Source organism: Terrihabitans aquatilis (genome assembly GCF_052542005.1).
The window spans coordinates 1,019,368-1,036,294 of sequence record NZ_JBOCUO010000001.1 but is presented as its reverse complement, the minus strand read 5'-3'; the positions used below and the strand labels follow the sequence as shown (position 1 = coordinate 1,036,294).

The 16,927-nt window shown below is 64.8% G+C and carries 15 protein-coding genes and 1 tRNA gene; 11 read left to right on the top strand and 5 right to left on the bottom strand.

Annotated elements, in window-relative coordinates:
• Positions 1-55 precede the first annotated feature (55 nt).
• From tilS to ACQ6S1_RS05310, 4 genes are all read left to right on the top strand, one after another.
• Positions 56-1,087, top strand: a complete 1,032-nt coding sequence (tilS, locus tag ACQ6S1_RS05325) for a tRNA lysidine(34) synthetase TilS (protein WP_445040099.1) — start codon at positions 56-58, stop codon at positions 1,085-1,087.
• Between the two features lie 132 nt (positions 1,088-1,219).
• Positions 1,220-3,136, top strand: a complete 1,917-nt coding sequence (gene ftsH / locus ACQ6S1_RS05320; RefSeq protein WP_445040098.1) for an ATP-dependent zinc metalloprotease FtsH — start codon at positions 1,220-1,222, stop codon at positions 3,134-3,136.
• A gap of 142 nt (positions 3,137-3,278) precedes the next feature.
• On the top strand, positions 3,279-4,628 hold the full coding sequence (glmM, locus tag ACQ6S1_RS05315; protein WP_445040097.1) for a phosphoglucosamine mutase: 1,350 nt from the start codon (positions 3,279-3,281) through the stop codon (positions 4,626-4,628).
• A gap of 145 nt (positions 4,629-4,773) precedes the next feature.
• The gene (locus ACQ6S1_RS05310) at positions 4,774-5,559 is read left to right on the top strand and encodes an outer membrane protein (protein WP_445040096.1); all 786 of its coding nucleotides are present in this window, start codon (positions 4,774-4,776) and stop codon (positions 5,557-5,559) included.
• A gap of 60 nt (positions 5,560-5,619) precedes the next feature.
• On the opposite strand, the gene ACQ6S1_RS05305 is transcribed toward ACQ6S1_RS05310, so the two are convergent.
• Positions 5,620-6,366 carry a GH25 family lysozyme gene (locus ACQ6S1_RS05305; RefSeq protein ID WP_445040095.1) on the bottom strand — a complete coding sequence of 249 codons (747 nt, stop codon included), beginning with the start codon at positions 6,364-6,366 and terminating at the stop codon, positions 5,620-5,622.
• Positions 6,367-6,435: 69 nt separating this feature from the next.
• Between ACQ6S1_RS05305 and ACQ6S1_RS05300 the strand changes: the two genes are divergently transcribed.
• The 5 genes from ACQ6S1_RS05300 (at position 6,436) to ACQ6S1_RS05280 (ending at position 13,033) form a co-directional block, all read left to right on the top strand.
• Positions 6,436-7,344: a hypothetical protein gene (locus ACQ6S1_RS05300; protein WP_445040094.1), complete on the top strand. Its 909-nt coding sequence runs from the start codon at positions 6,436-6,438 to the stop codon at positions 7,342-7,344.
• A gap of 111 nt (positions 7,345-7,455) precedes the next feature.
• On the top strand, positions 7,456-8,628 hold the full coding sequence (locus tag ACQ6S1_RS05295; RefSeq protein WP_445040093.1) for a phosphoserine transaminase: 1,173 nt from the start codon (positions 7,456-7,458) through the stop codon (positions 8,626-8,628).
• Between the two features lies 1 nt (position 8,629).
• The gene (gene serA, locus ACQ6S1_RS05290) at positions 8,630-10,216 is read left to right on the top strand and encodes a phosphoglycerate dehydrogenase (protein ID WP_445040092.1); all 1,587 of its coding nucleotides are present in this window, start codon (positions 8,630-8,632) and stop codon (positions 10,214-10,216) included.
• Between the two features lie 138 nt (positions 10,217-10,354).
• Positions 10,355-11,647, top strand: coding sequence for an adenylosuccinate synthase (locus ACQ6S1_RS05285; RefSeq protein ID WP_445040091.1), 1,293 nt, complete (start codon positions 10,355-10,357; stop codon positions 11,645-11,647).
• Positions 11,648-11,698: 51 nt separating this feature from the next.
• Positions 11,699-13,033, top strand: a complete 1,335-nt coding sequence (locus tag ACQ6S1_RS05280) for a hypothetical protein (RefSeq protein WP_445040090.1) — start codon at positions 11,699-11,701, stop codon at positions 13,031-13,033.
• Between the two features lie 57 nt (positions 13,034-13,090).
• Here the strand turns inward: ACQ6S1_RS05280 and rpoH are convergent, their stop codons facing one another.
• Both rpoH and ACQ6S1_RS05270 read right to left on the bottom strand, forming a co-directional pair.
• On the bottom strand, positions 13,091-14,005 hold the full coding sequence (gene rpoH / locus ACQ6S1_RS05275; RefSeq protein ID WP_445040089.1) for an RNA polymerase sigma factor RpoH: 915 nt from the start codon (positions 14,003-14,005) through the stop codon (positions 13,091-13,093).
• 145 nt (positions 14,006-14,150) lie between these two features.
• On the bottom strand, positions 14,151-15,155 hold the full coding sequence (locus tag ACQ6S1_RS05270) for an RluA family pseudouridine synthase (RefSeq protein WP_445040088.1): 1,005 nt from the start codon (positions 15,153-15,155) through the stop codon (positions 14,151-14,153).
• Between ACQ6S1_RS05270 and ACQ6S1_RS05265 the strand changes: the two genes are divergently transcribed.
• Entirely contained in the window at positions 15,154-15,540 is a 387-nt protein-coding gene (locus ACQ6S1_RS05265; RefSeq protein WP_445040087.1) for a DUF6476 family protein, read from the top strand. The genes ACQ6S1_RS05270 and ACQ6S1_RS05265 overlap by 2 nt on opposite strands.
• Before the next feature lie 53 nt (positions 15,541-15,593).
• Positions 15,594-15,669 (top strand) — tRNA-Glu (locus ACQ6S1_RS05260).
• Between the two features lie 27 nt (positions 15,670-15,696).
• On the opposite strand, the gene ACQ6S1_RS05255 is transcribed toward ACQ6S1_RS05260, so the two are convergent.
• Positions 15,697-16,773, bottom strand: coding sequence for a tyrosine-type recombinase/integrase (locus ACQ6S1_RS05255; protein ID WP_445040086.1), 1,077 nt, complete (start codon positions 16,771-16,773; stop codon positions 15,697-15,699).
• A complete protein-coding gene (locus ACQ6S1_RS05250) occupies positions 16,755-16,880 on the bottom strand; it encodes a hypothetical protein (protein WP_445040085.1) in 126 nt (41 codons plus the stop codon). Before ACQ6S1_RS05250 ends, ACQ6S1_RS05255 begins: the two co-directional genes overlap by 19 nt.
• Between the last annotated feature and the right edge of the window lie 47 nt (positions 16,881-16,927).

Sequence of the window (16,927 nt, the reverse complement as noted above, 5' to 3'; positions counted from 1 at the left end):
ACAGCGGCTTTTCCATGACAACGCAGCGATTCTCATTGCTTCCGAGAGCGGCCCGATGACGCAGGACGACGTCTCGGCGATCCGCACAGAGGAGGCGGCGCGCCTGTTGGCTCCGCTGCAAGACGCCGAGGGCGTGCTGATTGCACTGTCGGGCGGCGCGGATTCGTCGGCGCTCCTGGCGCTGATGTCGGAATGGGGCCGGGAGGCCCGGCGGCCCCGTCTGCTGGCGGCGATCGTCGATCACGGTCTGCGCGCGGAAAGCAGGGCGGAGGCGGAGGCGGCCGGTGCGTTGGCCGGCCGGTGCGGCGTCGAGCACGCGATCCTGTCGTGGAACGGCGAAAAGCCTGTGTCGGGGATCGAGCGCAGGGCGCGGGAGGCCCGCTATTCCCTCCTGGTGAAATTTGCGCAGATCGAGGGACTCAGCCACATGGTTACGGCCCATACCGCCGACGACCAGGCCGAAACCGTGCTGATGCGCCTGGCCGCCGGATCAGGACCGAGCGGCCTTTCCGGTATGCGGCCTGCCGTTCTGCGCGATGGCATCGTTCATGTGCGTCCCTTGCTGAACGTGCCGAAGGCCCGGCTGGTGGCAACGCTTCGGGAGCGCGATATCGCCTGGAGCGAGGATGCGATGAACGTCGATCCGCGGTTCGCGCGCCCAAGGCTGAGGGCCGCGCGCGCCGTGCTCGAAGGCGAGGGGCTCAGCCTCGCCCGGCTCGGCGCTCTGGCCCGCCGCATGGGGCGGGTGGAACAGGCGCTCGACATGCAGGTCGACAGGCTGTGGAGCGAAACTGCGAGCGGGGAGGGCGATCGCCTTGTTTTCAGCGGTGACGCATGGTGCGCAGCGCCGGCGGAGATCACCTTGCGCGCGTTGATCCGGGCGGTGCGGACGATCGGCGGCCGTCAGCCGAGGCTGGAACGGGCGGAGCGGCTGGCCGACGAGCTTCGCACGGGGTTGGAGCGCGGCGTCATGGCGCGCCGCACGCTGGCGGGCGTGGCCGTATCGGTTCGCCACGGTGTGGTTGTCGTGGCTCCGGCGCCGCCGCGGCGGTCCCTTGCGGGTGACGCGCCGGGGGCCGCATCTTGACCTGCATGAGATTGCCGGCGCGGCACGGCATTTCCCCGACTTGGCAAGGCGGCAGCTGATCCTTACATTTGCGGGGAGGGGCCTGCGCTCCGCCCTTTACGTCCAGGATGCGCCACGCCCGAAAGGCCCGTGATGAACCCGAATTACCGGAATTTTGCCCTCTGGGTCATCATCGTTCTGCTGCTGCTTGCCCTGTTCACTCTGTTCCAGAGCCCGAATGATCGCACTGCGGCGAACGAGATTTCCTTCAGCCAATTGCTGAGGGAGGTGGACAATCAGAGAGTGCGTGACGTGCTCATTGAGGGACCGAATATTTCGGGCACCTACACCGATGGCCGCGCCTTCAAGACCTATTCCCCGAACGATCCCAGCCTTGTGGAGCGCCTCTACAACAAAGGCGTGACCGTGACGGCCCGCGCTCCGCAGGATTCGATGCCCTGGTTCCTGGCGCTCCTGCTGAACTGGCTGCCCTTCGTGGCGCTGATCGGCGTGTGGGTGTTCCTGTCGCGGCAGATGCAGGGCGGCGCCGGCAAGGCCATGGGCTTCGGCAAGTCCAAGGCCAAGCTGCTGACGGAAGCGCATGGCCGCGTCACCTTTGACGACGTCGCGGGTGTGGACGAGGCCAAGGACGACCTCACCGAGATCGTGGAATTCCTGCGTGATCCGCAGAAGTTCCAGCGCCTCGGCGGCCGCATTCCGCGCGGCGTGCTGCTCGTCGGCCCTCCCGGAACCGGCAAGACGCTGATCGCCCGCGCTGTCGCCGGCGAAGCCGCCGTGCCGTTCTTCACCATTTCGGGTTCGGACTTTGTGGAGATGTTCGTGGGCGTCGGCGCCAGCCGCGTGCGCGACATGTTCGAGCAGGCCAAGAAGAACGCGCCGTGCATCATCTTCATCGACGAAATCGACGCGGTCGGCCGTCATCGCGGCGCCGGCCTCGGCGGCGGCAATGACGAGCGCGAGCAGACCCTGAACCAGCTCCTCGTGGAGATGGACGGCTTCGAGGCGAACGAAGGCATCATCATCATCGCCGCGACGAACCGTCCGGACGTGCTGGATCCGGCGCTTCTGCGTCCCGGCCGCTTCGACCGTCAGGTCGTCGTGCCGAATCCGGATGTCGTGGGTCGCGAGCGGATCCTGAAGGTGCACGCCCGCAAGGTGCCGCTGGCGCCGGACGTGAACCTCAAGACCCTGGCCCGTGGCACGCCCGGCTTCTCCGGCGCAGACCTGATGAACCTCGTCAACGAAGCCGCCCTGATGGCGGCCCGGCGTTCCAAGCGCATGGTCACGCATCAGGAATTCGAGGATGCCAAGGACAAGATCATGATGGGCGCCGAGCGCAAGACGCTCGTCATGACCGAGCAGGAGAAGATCCTGACGGCCTATCATGAGGGCGGTCATGCCATCGTGGCGCTCAACGTGCCGGCCACCGATCCGGTCCACAAGGCCACGATCATCCCGCGCGGCCGTGCCCTCGGCATGGTCATGCAGCTGCCCGAGCGGGACAAGCTGTCCATGTCCTACGAGCAGATGACCTCGCGGCTGGCCATCCTCATGGGCGGACGCGTGGCTGAGGAAATCACCTTCGGCGCCGAAAAGGTGACGTCGGGTGCCTCCTCCGACATCCAGCAGGCGACCAAGCTCGCCCGCGCGATGGTCACGCAATGGGGTTTCTCCGACCAGCTCGGCACGGTCATGTATGGCAGCGATCAGGAAGAGGTGTTCCTGGGCTACCAGATGGGCAAGCAGAACACGGTGTCGGAGGAGACCGCCCGCAAGATCGATGCGGAAGTCCGCCGTCTCGTGGAGGAGGGCTATGCCGCGGCAAAGCAGATCCTGACCGAGAAGAACGACCAGCTCGAGACCTTGTCGCAGGGCCTTCTCGAATACGAGACCCTGTCGGGCGACGAGATCGTCGGCCTGCTCGCCGGCAAGCCGCCGGTGCGCGAGGATGCGGACACGCCGCGCCCGCCGCGAGGATCTTCGGTGCCCACCACCGGCAGGGGCCGTGCGCGCCCGGATGCCGGCATGGAGCCGCAGCCGCAGGCCTGATCGCCTCAGACCTCCCAATAAAAGCCCGGCCTCGGCCGGGCTTTTCGTTTTTACGATCTGTAATCTTCGCTCATCATTTTTGAACGTGCGCCGACGCAATCTGGGATAGAAGGCCCCGATTGCGTTTGAGGGAGTTTTCCGGATGAGTCGGAAATATTTCGGCACCGACGGCATTCGCGGCCGCGCCAACCAGTTTCCGATCACCCCGGATCTTGCCCTCAAAGTGGGCATGGCCGCCGGCCTGATGTTCAACCGGGGCGGGCATCGCCACCGCGTCGTCATCGGCAAGGACACGCGGCTGTCCGGCTACATGATCGAGAATGCGCTCGTTGCCGGCTTTACCTCTGTGGGCATGGACGTGCTGCTGCTCGGCCCGATGCCGACGCCGGCCGTGGCGATGCTGACGCGTTCCATGCGCTGCGACATCGGCGTGATGATCTCCGCCTCGCACAATCCCTACGACGACAACGGCATCAAGCTGTTCGGACCGGACGGGCTCAAGCTGTCCGACGATGTGGAGCGCGAGATCGAGGCGCTCCTCGACCAGGATCTCGGCCCGCGTCTTGCGGCGTCGGCGGCGCTTGGCCGCGCGCGGCGCATCGAGGGCGTGCACGACCGCTATATCGAATTCGCCAAGCGCACCCTGACGCGGGATGTCAGCTTCGAGGGGCTGCGCGTCGTGCTCGACTGCGCGAACGGCGCCGCCTATCGCGTGGCGCCCGAAGCTTTGTGGGAGCTTGGTTGCGAGGTCGTGACCATCGGCGTTGAGCCGGACGGCTTCAACATCAACAAGGAGGTCGGCTCGACCGCGCCCAAGGCCCTCATCCAGAAGGTGCACGAAGTGCGCGGCGACATCGGCATCGCGCTGGATGGAGACGCCGATCGCCTCATCCTGGTGGACGAGAAGGGCAGCGTCATCGACGGCGATCAATTGATGGCGGTCATCGCCGAGAGCTGGAAGGATGAGGGGCGGCTGTCGCGTCCCGGTATCGTCTCCACCATCATGTCCAATCTCGGACTGGAGCGTTTTCTCGAAGGCATCGGTCTCGATCTCGTCCGTACCCCGGTGGGAGACCGGTACGTTTCCGAGGCCATGCGCGAGGGCGGGTTCAATGTCGGCGGCGAGCAATCCGGCCACATCATCCTGTCCGATTACACCACGACCGGCGACGGCCTTCTCGCGGCGCTGCAGGTGCTCTCGGTCGTGCGCCGGCAACAGCGCTCCGTGTCCGAGGTGTGCCGCCGGTTCGAGCCGTTGCCGCAGATCCTCAAGAACGTGCGCTACCGGGCGGGCAAGCCGTTGGAAAAGGACGGTGTCGTCAGCGCCATCGAGGCGGGGCGTGAGCGGCTGGGCGGCGGTGGACGACTCGTCATTCGTCCGTCCGGCACAGAGCCGGTTATCCGCGTCATGGCGGAAGGAGACGATCCGGTTCTGGTGGAGCGGGTGGTCGATGACATCGTCGACGCAGTGCAGGCGGCGGCCGCTGCCTGAACGACCGTCCGGCTCGCAATATGGTAAATTGCGCAACCGCAGATAGACATTTCTGTTAAGGTTAATACCATCTTAAGTATTAGACGGCACATTCCCCTTCATTCCGAGACCGGCGCAGACCCGGTCCAATTGAATGGGGCGGGCTATGCTGACTTCGAAACTGGCTGGAGTTGTTGTTCTTGGCGGCGCGACGCTGATGTCGACCATGGTCTCGGCAGCGGACATGCCGGATTTCGTGGAGCCCGCGCCGATCGAGGCGGTGCAGTTCGGCGGATGGTACCTGCGTGGCGATGTCGGCATCACCAATCAGCGGGTCGATGATTTCAGCTCGCCCATCTTCTTCCTGCCGGGTGCCGATTTCGACCTCGTGAACAGCGATTTCGATGCCTCCGCGCTGCTCGGTCTCGGCGTCGGTTATCGCTTCAACAAGCATCTCCGCGTCGATGTGACGGGCGAACACCGTTTCGAATCGGATTTCAACGGCCTCGACTTCTATTATGACGGCGACGGCGATCTGGCCGGTTCAAACGTCTACACCGGCAGCAAGAGCGAATGGGTCGTGCTGGCTAACGCCTATTTCGACCTGCCGAGCTACGGCATCATGACGCCGTTCGTCGGCGCCGGCATCGGCGCGGCGCGCGTCAAGATCGCCGACTTCACCGACTTCAACCCCGTCGTTCCCGGCACGGCCACGGGCGTCAGCGGCGACACCGAGACCTGGAATTTCGCCTGGGCGCTCCATGCCGGCCTGGCGTTCGACGTCTCGCGCAACTGGACCTTCGAAGTGGCCTATCGCTATCTGAACCTCGGCGATGCCAGCACCGACAATCTGCTGACGCCGGACGGTGTCGACTTCCAGTTCAACCCGTACAATTTCGACAACATCGACTCGCACGATGTGAAGGTGGCGGTTCGCTATCAGTTCAACTGAGCGAAACCCGGCCCAGGACGATGCGATGCCCGGCTTCGGCCGGGCATTTTGCTGTGTCGGCTAGCGACCGGCCCCATCATCCAAGGACGAGTTCACGAACGCTCGAAAATCCTCGGCTCCGCCGCAAAATGCGTTCAGGTCCACCGGTCCGGTGACGCCTTGCACATTTCCCGTGTCTGCGTGCTGCCAGATCGTCCAGCGGGCGCATCTTTCCTGTCGCGGCTCGACGCCGATGCTCCGCAGCCAGATGCGCAGCGGAGGAAAGGTGTTCGGATCCTCGGCCGTAAAGCGGTCGAAGAAATCCTGTTCGCCATAGAGGATCGGATCGCGCCCATAGAAGCCTTTCACCTCGGCCAGGAAGCCTGCGAGTTCGGCTCCGAGTTTCGCAGCCGGGATCGCGTCCGTGCAATTGCCGTGGAACTCGAGATCGACGGCGAGGGGGAGGGTTCCCGCCTCGGCGGGGACCACCTCCATCACGTTTTGCGCCTGTTCTTTTCCCGGGCGGCAGAACGTGAAGTAATGGTAGGCCCCGCGCACGAGGCCGGCCTGTGCCGCGCCGTCCCAGTTCTCGCGGAAGCGGGTGTCGCGGTGGTCGCCGCCTTCCGTCGCCTTCATGTAGACGAAGCGCACCCGCGGATCGCGCGACACGGCGTTCCAGTCGATCGCCTTCTGGTGATGACTGACGTCAATGCCCTGGATTGGAAAGCGATCGAGCGGCGGCACATCCGGCCCTGACGGACGGAGGCTGTACAGCAGAACGGCTCCGGCGACGGACATGAGGGCGATCAGAAAACCGAAGCGAAGCATGATGTCCGGAAGATTGGCGTGATTCGGAAAGTTCTCGTGTCATCCTGACACGGCGTCGAGGAGGTCATCGTGCCGCGCACCATCACGATCACGGCAATGGCGCGACCCGAGCTTCTGCGGGACATGCTGCTTTCCCTGCGCGAGAACGATCTCACGGGTTGGAAGATCTTCGTGGCCGTCGAGCCTTCGCCGGCAGCGCAGGACATTGTCGAGCTTTGCAGAACTTTGCTTTCCTCGGCTGATCTCGATCTGCGGGTCAATGAGCGCGTTCTCGGCATCCAGGCCAATCCTTACCACGTCCAGAAGAGGGCTTTCGACAGCGGCTCGTCCTTGAATGTCTATCTGGAGGAGGATCTGCGGTTGGCGCCGGATGCCCTGGCCTTGGCGATGTGGTTCGAGCGCCATCACCAGCCTCACTGGTTGTGCCTCAATCTCATGGCGGGCCCGTGCGAAAGCGCCGGCTATCTTTCGGACCCGGCCTGGCCAGCGGAAGTGTTCGAAAGCCGCACGTTCAACTCGCTCGGCTTCGCCGCCCGGCAGGAGGAATGGCGCAGCCTGATCGCGCCGGTGTGGCATCCGGATGTGAAACCCCGAAGGCGACTTGGCGGGCGTGCCGCGAACTGGCGAACGCGGCTCGGTTGGGATTGGTCGATCTTCGGCCTGCTCGCCAGCCGGCCGGAGCTGCGTTCCGTGCAGCCCGTGCTGGCCCGGTCAACCCACACCGGAGCCATGGGCACATATTGCCGTCCGGACTTCCAGAAACGGGCCTTCGATGATCTGCCCGTCGCTCAGGTCCCTCAGGCCGACTTCGTGCTGAGGGAGATCGCGCAATTGCCGCGCGGCGTGCGATCGCACATCTTCCTGCAGCAGGAACAGACGGACCTGCGCATGATGGCGGAGGCAGCGGGACGCGGCCGGGTGCTGAGCGGGATGGACGCGTGGTTGCAGCGCCGGTTCGGCCGAACCCTGCCATTCTGAGCATAAGTATCGGGCAGGTCATCCTCACGCTTGACGCAGGCTGGAGTTTCTATAATTTCATCCTTGGGCCACCTCTCCCCACCGAGAGGCTTCTATCTGGAAGGATAGGTTATGACCAAGGATATGCCCGGCCTCCGGCCGGCGAACCCGCGTTTTTCGTGCGGACCGACGACGAAACGCCCCGGCTGGACCCTGGACGCTCTCAAGAACGCTCCTCTCGGCCGCTCCCACCGCGCTCCCATCGGCAAGAACCGCCTGAAGCAGGCGATCGATCTTACGCGCGACGTTCTTCAGGTTCCCCAGGATTACCGCATCGCCATCGTGCCCGCGTCCGACACCGGCGCCGTGGAAATGGCCATGTGGTCTCTGCTCGGCCCGCGTGGGGTCGATGTGCTGGCGTGGGAAGCGTTCAGCAAGGATTGGGTCATCGACATCACCGAACAGCTGCGCATCGACGATGTGCGCGTCATGATGGGCGATTATGGTCATCTCCCGGATCTCTCCAAGGTCGATTTCGACCGCGACGTCGTCTTTGCCTGGAACGGCACCACGTCCGGCGTGCGCGTGCCGAATGGCGACTGGATTCCGGCCGATCGCAAGGGTCTGACGATCTGCGACGCCACGTCGGCGGCGTTCGCGCAGGATCTCGATCTGTCCAAGCTCGATGTCATCACCTTCTCCTGGCAGAAGGTGATGGGCGGCGAGGCGGCCCACGGTATGCTCATCCTGTCGCCGCGCGCGGTCGAGCGGCTCGAGACGTACGCACCGGCCTGGCCGCTGCCGAAGCTGTTCCGCATGACGAAGGACGGCAAGCTCGTTGAGGCCATCTTCCAGGGCGAGACGATCAACACGCCTTCCATGCTGGCGGTCGAGGATTACATCGACACGCTGACCTGGGCGAAGTCGATCGGCGGCCTTCCGGCGCTGATCGCGCGCGCCGATGCGAATGCAAAAATCGTTGCCGATTGGGTGGCGCGCACCCCGTGGGTGGAAATGCTGGCCGCCGATCCGGCCACCTTGTCCAACACGCAGGCCTGCCTGATGATCGTTGACCCGCAGGTGACGAGCCATTCCGAGAAGGCGCAGGCCGATTTCGCGAAGTCGCTGGTTGCGCTGCTCGAAGCTGAAAACGTGGCCTTCGATATCGGCTCCTATCGCGATGCGCCCGCGGGCATTCGCATCTGGACCGCCTCGACCGTCGAGACCTCCGATCTGGAAGCCTTGATGCCTTGGCTGGATTGGGCGTTCGCGCAGTGCAAGGCCGAATTGCGCCTGGCAGCCTGATATGGCTCCACGCGTTCTGATTTCCGACAAGATTTCCCCCGCCGCCGTCCAGATCTTCCGGGATCGCGGCGTCGAGGTCGATTATCAGCCAGATCTCGGCAAGGACCGTGAGGCCCTTGCCGAGATCATCGGCCAATATGACGGGCTGGCGATCCGCTCTGCCACTAAGGTGACGCCCAAGGTGCTGGCCAAGGCCGGCAATCTGAAGGTCATCGGCCGCGCCGGCATCGGCGTCGACAATGTCGATCTGCCGGCGGCCACGGCCAAGGGCGTGATCGTGATGAACACGCCATTCGGCAATTCCATCACCACGGCCGAGCATGCCATCGCGCTGATGTTCGCGCTGGCACGCGAGATCCCGGCTGCCGACTCCTCTACGCAGGCGGGCCGCTGGGAAAAGAACCGCTTCCTCGGTGTCGAGATCACGGGCAAGACTCTCGGCGTCATCGGCTGCGGCAATATCGGCTCCATCGTGTCCGACCGTGCCATCGGCCTGAAGATGAAGGTGGTTGCGTACGATCCCTTCCTCTCGGCGGAGCGGGCGCTGGCGCTCGGCGTCGAGAAGGTCGAACTCGACGAGCTTCTGACCCGCGCGGATTTCATCAGCCTTCACACGCCGCTGACCGAGCGTACGAAGAACGTCCTTTCCGCCGACAATCTCAACCGCACCAAAAAGGGTGTGCGCATCATCAATTGCGCGCGTGGTGGCCTGATCGACGAGTACGCGTTGCGCGCGGCGCTCGACAACGGCCATGTCGCGGGGGCCGCGATCGATGTGTTCGCCACCGAGCCGGCGACTGAAAATGTCCTGTTCGGGCACCCGCGCGTGGTCTGCACGCCGCATCTCGGCGCCGCCACCACCGAAGCGCAGGAGAACGTGGCTTTGCAGGTGGCCGAGCAGATGTCGGATTACCTGACGCGCGGCGCCATCACCAATGCCGTCAATTTTCCCTCGATCAGCGCGGAAGAAGCGCCGAAGCTGCGTCCGTTCATCACTTTGGCGGAGCGTCTGGGCTCGTTCGCGGGCCAGCTGACGGAGAGCGACATCAAGCGCGTGCGCATCACCTATCAGGGCGAGGTGGCGGGCATGAATATCCGTGCTTTGACTTCGGCGGCCATCGCCGGCCTGCTGCGTCCGGTGCTGGCGGGCGTCAACGTGGTTTCGGCCCCTGCCATGGCGAAGGAACGCGGCATCGTGGTCGAGGAGACGACCAGCGAGGCGGCCAGCGATTACGAGGCGCTGATCACGCTGTCCGTGCATTCGGATGATTTCGAGCGCTCGCTATCCGGCACGGTGTTCGGCGACGGCAAGGCGCGTATCGTCGATATCAAGGGCATCAAGGTCGACGCGGAATTCGCGCCCTCGATGATCTATGTCGCCAATGAGGACCGGCCGGGCTTCGTTGGCCGTTTCGCCAGCATGCTGGGCGATGCCGGCGTCAACATCGCGACGTTCGCCCTGGGCCGCGAGAGCGAGGGCGGAAACGCCATCGCGCTCGTCCAGATCGATGGCGATGTGCCGGAGCATGTCATCGCGAAGGTGCGCGAACTGCCGATGGTGCGCCACGCCAGGCCCCTGACGTTCTGACCCGTTTACCGCACGCCCTTGCGCCGTCCCGTCGCGTGGGGCCGTCGCAGCTTGCCCTCTGGGGCCTGTTCCTTTACCACCCGTTCAAGTTCCCTGCCGCCAGGCCGGGGCTTCTTTTGCTTTGCGTAGAGAGACCTGATGACCAACGTAGTCGTGGTCGGCGCCCAATGGGGCGACGAGGGTAAAGGCAAGATCGTCGATTGGCTTTCTGAGAAAGCTCATGTCGTGGTCCGCTTCCAGGGTGGCCACAATGCGGGGCACACCCTCGTCATCGACGGCGTTACCTACAAGCTCAGCCTGCTTCCGTCGGGCGTGGTGCGTGGCGGCAAGCTGTCGGTCATCGGCAATGGCGTCGTGGTCGATCCGCACGCATTCGGTGACGAAGTCGAACGGCTGAAGGGGCAGGGCGTCGAGATCACCCGCGATAACCTGCGCATCGCGGAAAACGCCACGCTCATCCTATCGCTTCACCGTGAGCTCGACGCGATTCGCGAGAACTCGAATTCCGGCACCCGCATCGGCACGACGAAGCGCGGCATCGGCCCTGCTTATGAGGACAAGGTCGGCCGGCGCGCGATCCGCGTGATGGATCTCGCCAATCCCGAAAGCCTCCGCGACAAGGTGGAGCGCCTTCTGGCCCACCACAACGCGCTGCGGCGTGGCCTGGGGCTGGAGGAAATCTCCGCCGATTCGGTCGTCGAGGAACTGACGAGCGCCGCGCCGAAGGTGCTGCCCTTCATGGACGCGACCTGGGTTCTGCTGGACGAGCATCGCCGCAAGGGCGATCGCATGCTGTTCGAGGGCGCGCAGGGCGCGCTGCTCGACGTGGACCACGGCACCTACCCGTTCGTGACCTCGTCCAACACGGTGGCCGGTGCGGCCGCCACGGGCTCGGGCCTCGGCCCTTCCGCCGTGGGCTATGTGCTGGGCATCGCCAAGGCCTACACCACCCGCGTGGGCGAAGGTCCGTTCCCGACCGAGCTGCTCGATGAGACCGGCCGCCTGATTGGCGAGCGCGGCCGCGAGTTCGGCACTGTCACGGGCCGTCCGCGCCGCTGCGGCTGGTTCGACGCCGTGGCCGTGCGCCAGACCGTGCGCACCTCCGGCATCACCGGCATAGCGCTGACCAAGCTCGACATCCTCGACGGCCTCGAAGAGATCAAGGTCTGTACCCGCTACCGCCTCGACGGGCAGGAGATCGATCGTCTGCCCGCCGGCCAGGGCGAGCAGGCGCGCGTCGAACCCATCTACGAGACAATCGCCGGATGGAGCGAATCAAGCCATGGTGCACGCTCCTGGGCCGACCTGCCGGCGCAGGCTGTGAAATATGTGCGCTGGATCGAGGAGCTGATCGGTTGTCCTGTCGCTTTGCTCTCGACAAGCCCCGAGCGTGAGGACACGATCCTTGTGCACGACCCTTTCCAGGATTAACCCCGAGGAGGGCGGTCGTCCGATCCGTCCGAGTGCGTAGTCGAAGGCGATATGGCCGATTATTACCCTCTTCTGTCGCGAGCGGTCGGCGGGCTTCAGCCCAACACGGCCGAAACGCGCCGTTCTGTTTACGAGCGTGCGCGACAGGCGATCGTCAAGCAATTGCGCAGCTACGATCCGCCGCTGAGCGAATCGGAGATCACCCGCGAACGTCTGGCGCTTGAGGAAGCCGTCCGCCGTCTCGAGTCGGAAATGGGTGGTGGTGTCCCGGGCGCCTCGAGCGTGCCTGTGGGATCAACCGGCCGCGAGGCGGCCGAAGCCGCGTCGCAGGGCGCCGTCGCCGCCGATAGTCAGGTCAGGGAACGGGTTGCCGCCGGCGATCTGCCGCGTGCACGGCCGCGCGCCGACGCACCGCGCCCACCGGTGCCACCGCGCGCGCCGCAGCTCAGGCCGCCCGTCGTTCCCGGGCAGAACGCGGCAGGCGCCGATGTGCTGCCGGCAAGCCGCTCGCGTTGGCCGGCTATCGCCGCTGTTGCTGCGGTTCTCGTGCTGGCCGCTCTGGGCGCCTGGGCCTATTTCGCGCGTGACCAGCTGTCGGCCAGCCTTGGCGACGCGCCGGTCGAAAACCAGCCTGCCACGCAGATGGAGCCGAAGAACACCGACCGCGTCGGCCAGTCTTCCGACGTTCCGGAAACACCTCCGGCAGCGAGCGAAACACCAAACGCGCCGCCGCCTGAAGAGGTGGCCGTCGCGCCGGACGCGGTTCCGGACGAGGCTCCCGCCCTGTCCGAGGATTCTGCCAGCCTCGTCGCGCAGCGGGCGATCCTTTACGAAGAAACGCCGGACCAGAGAGGCGGGACGGCCTTCCAGGGCTCAATCGTGTGGCGTACCGAAACGGCGGCCAATTCGTCGGAAACGGTTCTGCGCGGCGACATCAGCGTGCCGGAGCGCAACATTTCGGCGAGCCTTCTGATGCAGCGCAACACCGATCCCACGCTGCCGGCCAGCCACACGATCGATATCCAGTTCACCCTGCCGCCGGATTTCCCAAATGCGGGGATCAGCTCCGTGCCGGGCATCCTGTTCAAGCCGTCCGAGGAAGCGGGTGGTGCGGCCCTGTCCGGCCTGTCGGTGAAGGTTACGGCAAACTTCTTCCTCATCGGCCTGTCGGCTGCGCCGCGTGATCTGGCCGAGAACATGAAGGCCGTGCGCGAGCGTCCCTGGATCGACATTCCGCTGCTCTACGACAACGGTCGTCGCGCGGTGCTGACGATCGAAAAGGGCACTCCGGGCGAGCGGGCCTTCAACGAGGCCCTGGCCGCCTGGGCCGGATCCGCGCCAGTCGCGGGTTCGCAGGGCCAGCCGGGCGTGCCGTCTCCGCAATAAAAAAGCGTCCGGGCGGATTCGCCGGGACGCCTGCAAAATCGACCGGGTCCAGCCCGCTCAGGAATGGGCGAGCGCCGCCCGGGGAGAGCCGCTGCCGGCCTCCAGAAGGGCGACGCTGTCGCGAACCGCCTGCTGAACCTTCTCGAAGGCTCGCACCTCGATCTGGCGCACGCGCTCGCGCGAGACGCCGAACTCGGTGGAAAGCTCCTCGAGCGTGATCGGCTCCTCCGCCAGCTTGCGCGCTTCAAAGATGCGGCGCTCGCGGTCGTTCAGCACGCCCATGGCCTGCTTCAGCGCCGCACGCCGATTGTCGAGCTCTTCCGATTCCGCGAGGATCGATTCCTGGCTCGCGCTTTCATCGACAAGCCAATCCTGCCATTCGCCCGAATCCGCCTCGTCGCTCCGCAAAGGCGAATTCAGGGATGAATCGCCCGACAGACGCCGGTTCATGGACACGACGTCATCCTCGGACACGCCGAGACGGGTGGCGATGGTCTTAACCTGATCGGGACGCAGATCTCCCTCGTCCAGCGCCGAGATCTGGCTCTTGGCCTTGCGCAGGTTGAAGAACAGCTTCTTCTGGTTCGCGGTGGTGCCCATCTTCACGAGCGACCACGAGCGCAAAATGTATTCCTGGATCGCGGCACGGATCCACCACATGGCGTAGGTGGCCAGGCGGAAGCCCTTGTCCGGCTCGAAGCGTTTCACGGCCTGCATGAGGCCGACATTGCCCTCGGAAATCACCTCGCCGATGGGCAGTCCATAGCCGCGATAGCCCATGGCGATCTTGGCCACGAGGCGCAAATGGCTGGTAACGAGCTGGTGCGCGGCGTCGCGATCGCCGTGTTCGCGCCAGCTTTTGGCCAGCATGAATTCCTCGTCCGCGCCTAGCATGGGATAGCGGCGGATTTCATCGAGATAGCGGCTGAGGCCGCTGTCGCTGACAATGATTGGAAGCGCAGCACGCGCCATATGATTTCTTCCCCTTTGGCCTCCCGGAACGGCAAGGCCATGCGTGGCCGCACCCGGGTGCCAGCCATCCCTCCCTATATAGGGAACGCCTAGTGTGGCGATAAGGGGGCTGCGGACTCACAGCGCCGTGAAGCCCGCATCCTGATTAAAGCTCCGTGGACAGCGCTTCCACAAGTTGCGCCATATCGTCGGGAATGGGGCTGTCGAATGACATCAACTCCCCGGTCACGGGGTGCTCGAACGCAAGGTGCGCGGCATGAAGGGCCTGCCGGCCGAGCCCCTCGAGCCGCGCGCGCGCGGATTCGGGCAGATGGCGCGCCTTGGTCTTGAAACCCGCGCCATAGACCGAATCACCCAGCACCGGGTGACCGATATGCGAGAGATGGACGCGGATCTGGTGCGTGCGCCCCGTCTCCAGCCGGCAACGCACCAATGTCACGAGGGGCGCCTCGCGTGGCCCGAAGCGCTTCAGGCTCTCCCAATGGGTGATGGCTTCGCGGCCATATTGCGGGGGGCACACCCGCATCTTTTCCCGGTTGCGCGGGTCGCGGTCGATCGGAGCATCGACGGTGCCGTGTGGGCGGGGCAGTGGCCCCCAGACGAGCGCGAGATAAGCCCGCTCCAATGGCCCGGTCCGGCCATGATCGGCAAATTGTGCCGCAAGCGCGCGGTGAGCGCGGTCGTTCTTGGCGACGACGAGCAGGCCGGAGGTGTCCTTGTCGAGGCGGTGAACGATGCCCGGCCGCTCCACGCCGCCAATGCCCGAAAGCGAACCGGCGCAATGGGCGAGCAGCGCATTCACCATGGTTCCCGACCAATTGCCGGCCCCGGGATGGACGACAAGGCCGGCCGGCTTGTCGATAACGATGAGTTCGTCATCCTCATAGGCCACGTCGAGCGGGATGGGCTCAGCCAGTGGGATCGCGGGCTCAGGCGGCGGAATCAGGATGGAGGTCTCTTCGCCGCCGTGGACCTTCAGCCCCGGGTCCTCCACGGCCCGCCCGTTCACGGCCACCTTGCCCGCGCGTATCAGCGCCTGTATCCGGGTGCGTGAAAGATCGGGCACCGCCTGCGCCAGCGCGCGGTCCAGCCTTTCGCCTCCCAGATCGGGCGGAAGGGTCACATCGAGGCGGGTATCGGTTTCAGACATGGCTCACATCGAGGACGAGGATCGGACCGACGACGAGGACCCGCGCACCGCGCGGATCGTCCGCCGTATGCGCATCTTCGTGGGCGTGTCGACCGCCATCATGTTTGTCGGTTTCGTGCTGGTCATGTCGGTGATCGTGTGGCGTCTCGTCAAGCGCGACGAGGTTCCCGCTCTTGCATCCCCGCCCGTCTCAGCTCCGACCTCCGGGCAGGAATTGTCCGGAACGGTCACGTTGCCGGCGGGCGCCCGGATCGTGGGCACCACTTCCGACGGGCAGCGCCTTTTCATCACGATCGAGGCGGCGGATGGAGCGCAGAGCATCCAGGTGTTCGATGTCGCCACATTGACCTATCGCGGGCGTATCGAAACGTCATTTGCCCCTTGATCCTTCCGCGGCGTGCTCGTATAGAAAGCGCCTTCGCGGTCACCGGCCGCGCCGCTCCCATCGTCTAGCGGTCTAGGACGTCGCCCTCTCACGGCGAAAACAGGGGTTCGATTCCCCTTGGGAGCACCAGTGCTACTTATAAGTAGCTGATAGAACTCACTTTTCTTTGAAGTTTGACACTGCTGATATTGCAGGTTTGACACTTCTGTTCCCCGCCTGTTTCTCCATTGCCTGCTTGGCGAGGTGCTCCTGGTTTGCTGCGCGCGTGTAGCGCTCGACCTCGGCGAGTGTCTTGTGGCCGGTGATCGAGGCGATTTCCTTCTCCGTCGCGCCGCATTCCGCAAGCCGCCGCGCGGCGGCTTTGCGCAAGCCGTGGGCCTTGCAGCGGGATGGCAGGCCAGTTGCGACGATGGCGGCCGAAATCATCTGGCCGAATCCCTTCAGGCTGAAAGACGCGCCGTAGGCCGTGGCGAGGATGCATGCGTGCTTCTTCGGTGCGAGCGCAAGCTCCGCACGTAGATTCGGATGGAGCGGGATCACCAGCTTCGTGCCGGTCTTCTGCTGCGCGACCCGGATGCTGTCGCCGGCGATGTCTGCCCACGTCATGCGATAGACGTCCGATCCGCGCTGGCCGGTGTAGAGCAGCAGCGAGAATGTCAGGCGTTCTCGCGAGCCTGCGGGCCAGCGCTCCTCGAATATCCCAATCTCATCTTCCGTCCACGTGTGGATCTCGGTGGAGCGAAAGCTCTTTGCTCCGGCGGTCGGGTCGCGATCATGCCAGCCTAGCTCGATGGCGTAACGGCACAGAATGCGGATGCGCTTCAGCAAGATGATGGCCGCCCCTGGTGTCGCCGACATGCGGCCGATGATGGCGTCGACGTGCTCGCGCTTCATCTGATCCACGCGGCGGTGGCCGTGAGATTCAAGGAAACCGTCGATCACGCGGCGGTAATTGGTTCGGCTGCCCGGTGAAAGGCCAAGATACTTGGTGCTGCCATAGTAGCAAGCCGCCAAGGCCGCGAACGTTCCAGCGCCGGCCGCTTCCCTCTTCTTCACACCAACGGGTGCCAGCTCGTCCAGTGCTGCAGCATAAGCTTCCATGAAATCCGACGATCCCGGTTGTCCCGGCAGTGCTCGGCGGATTCCATTGCGGCGGAAATAATAACGCATGGTGCCGTGACGATCACGGAAGGCCTGAACGTATTTCAGCTCGATCAGCGAACGTCGGCCCACGTGTCCATCTCCGGATCCTCGCCCTCAATGGGCAGCGCCTTGAACGCGGCGTCGAGATCGTCAACGTCCCACACGCGCCGGCCATTGAGCAAGCGCGGGCGAGGCATCCGTTTGTCATCCACCATGCTGCGGAAGAGTGTCTCTCCAATCCCGA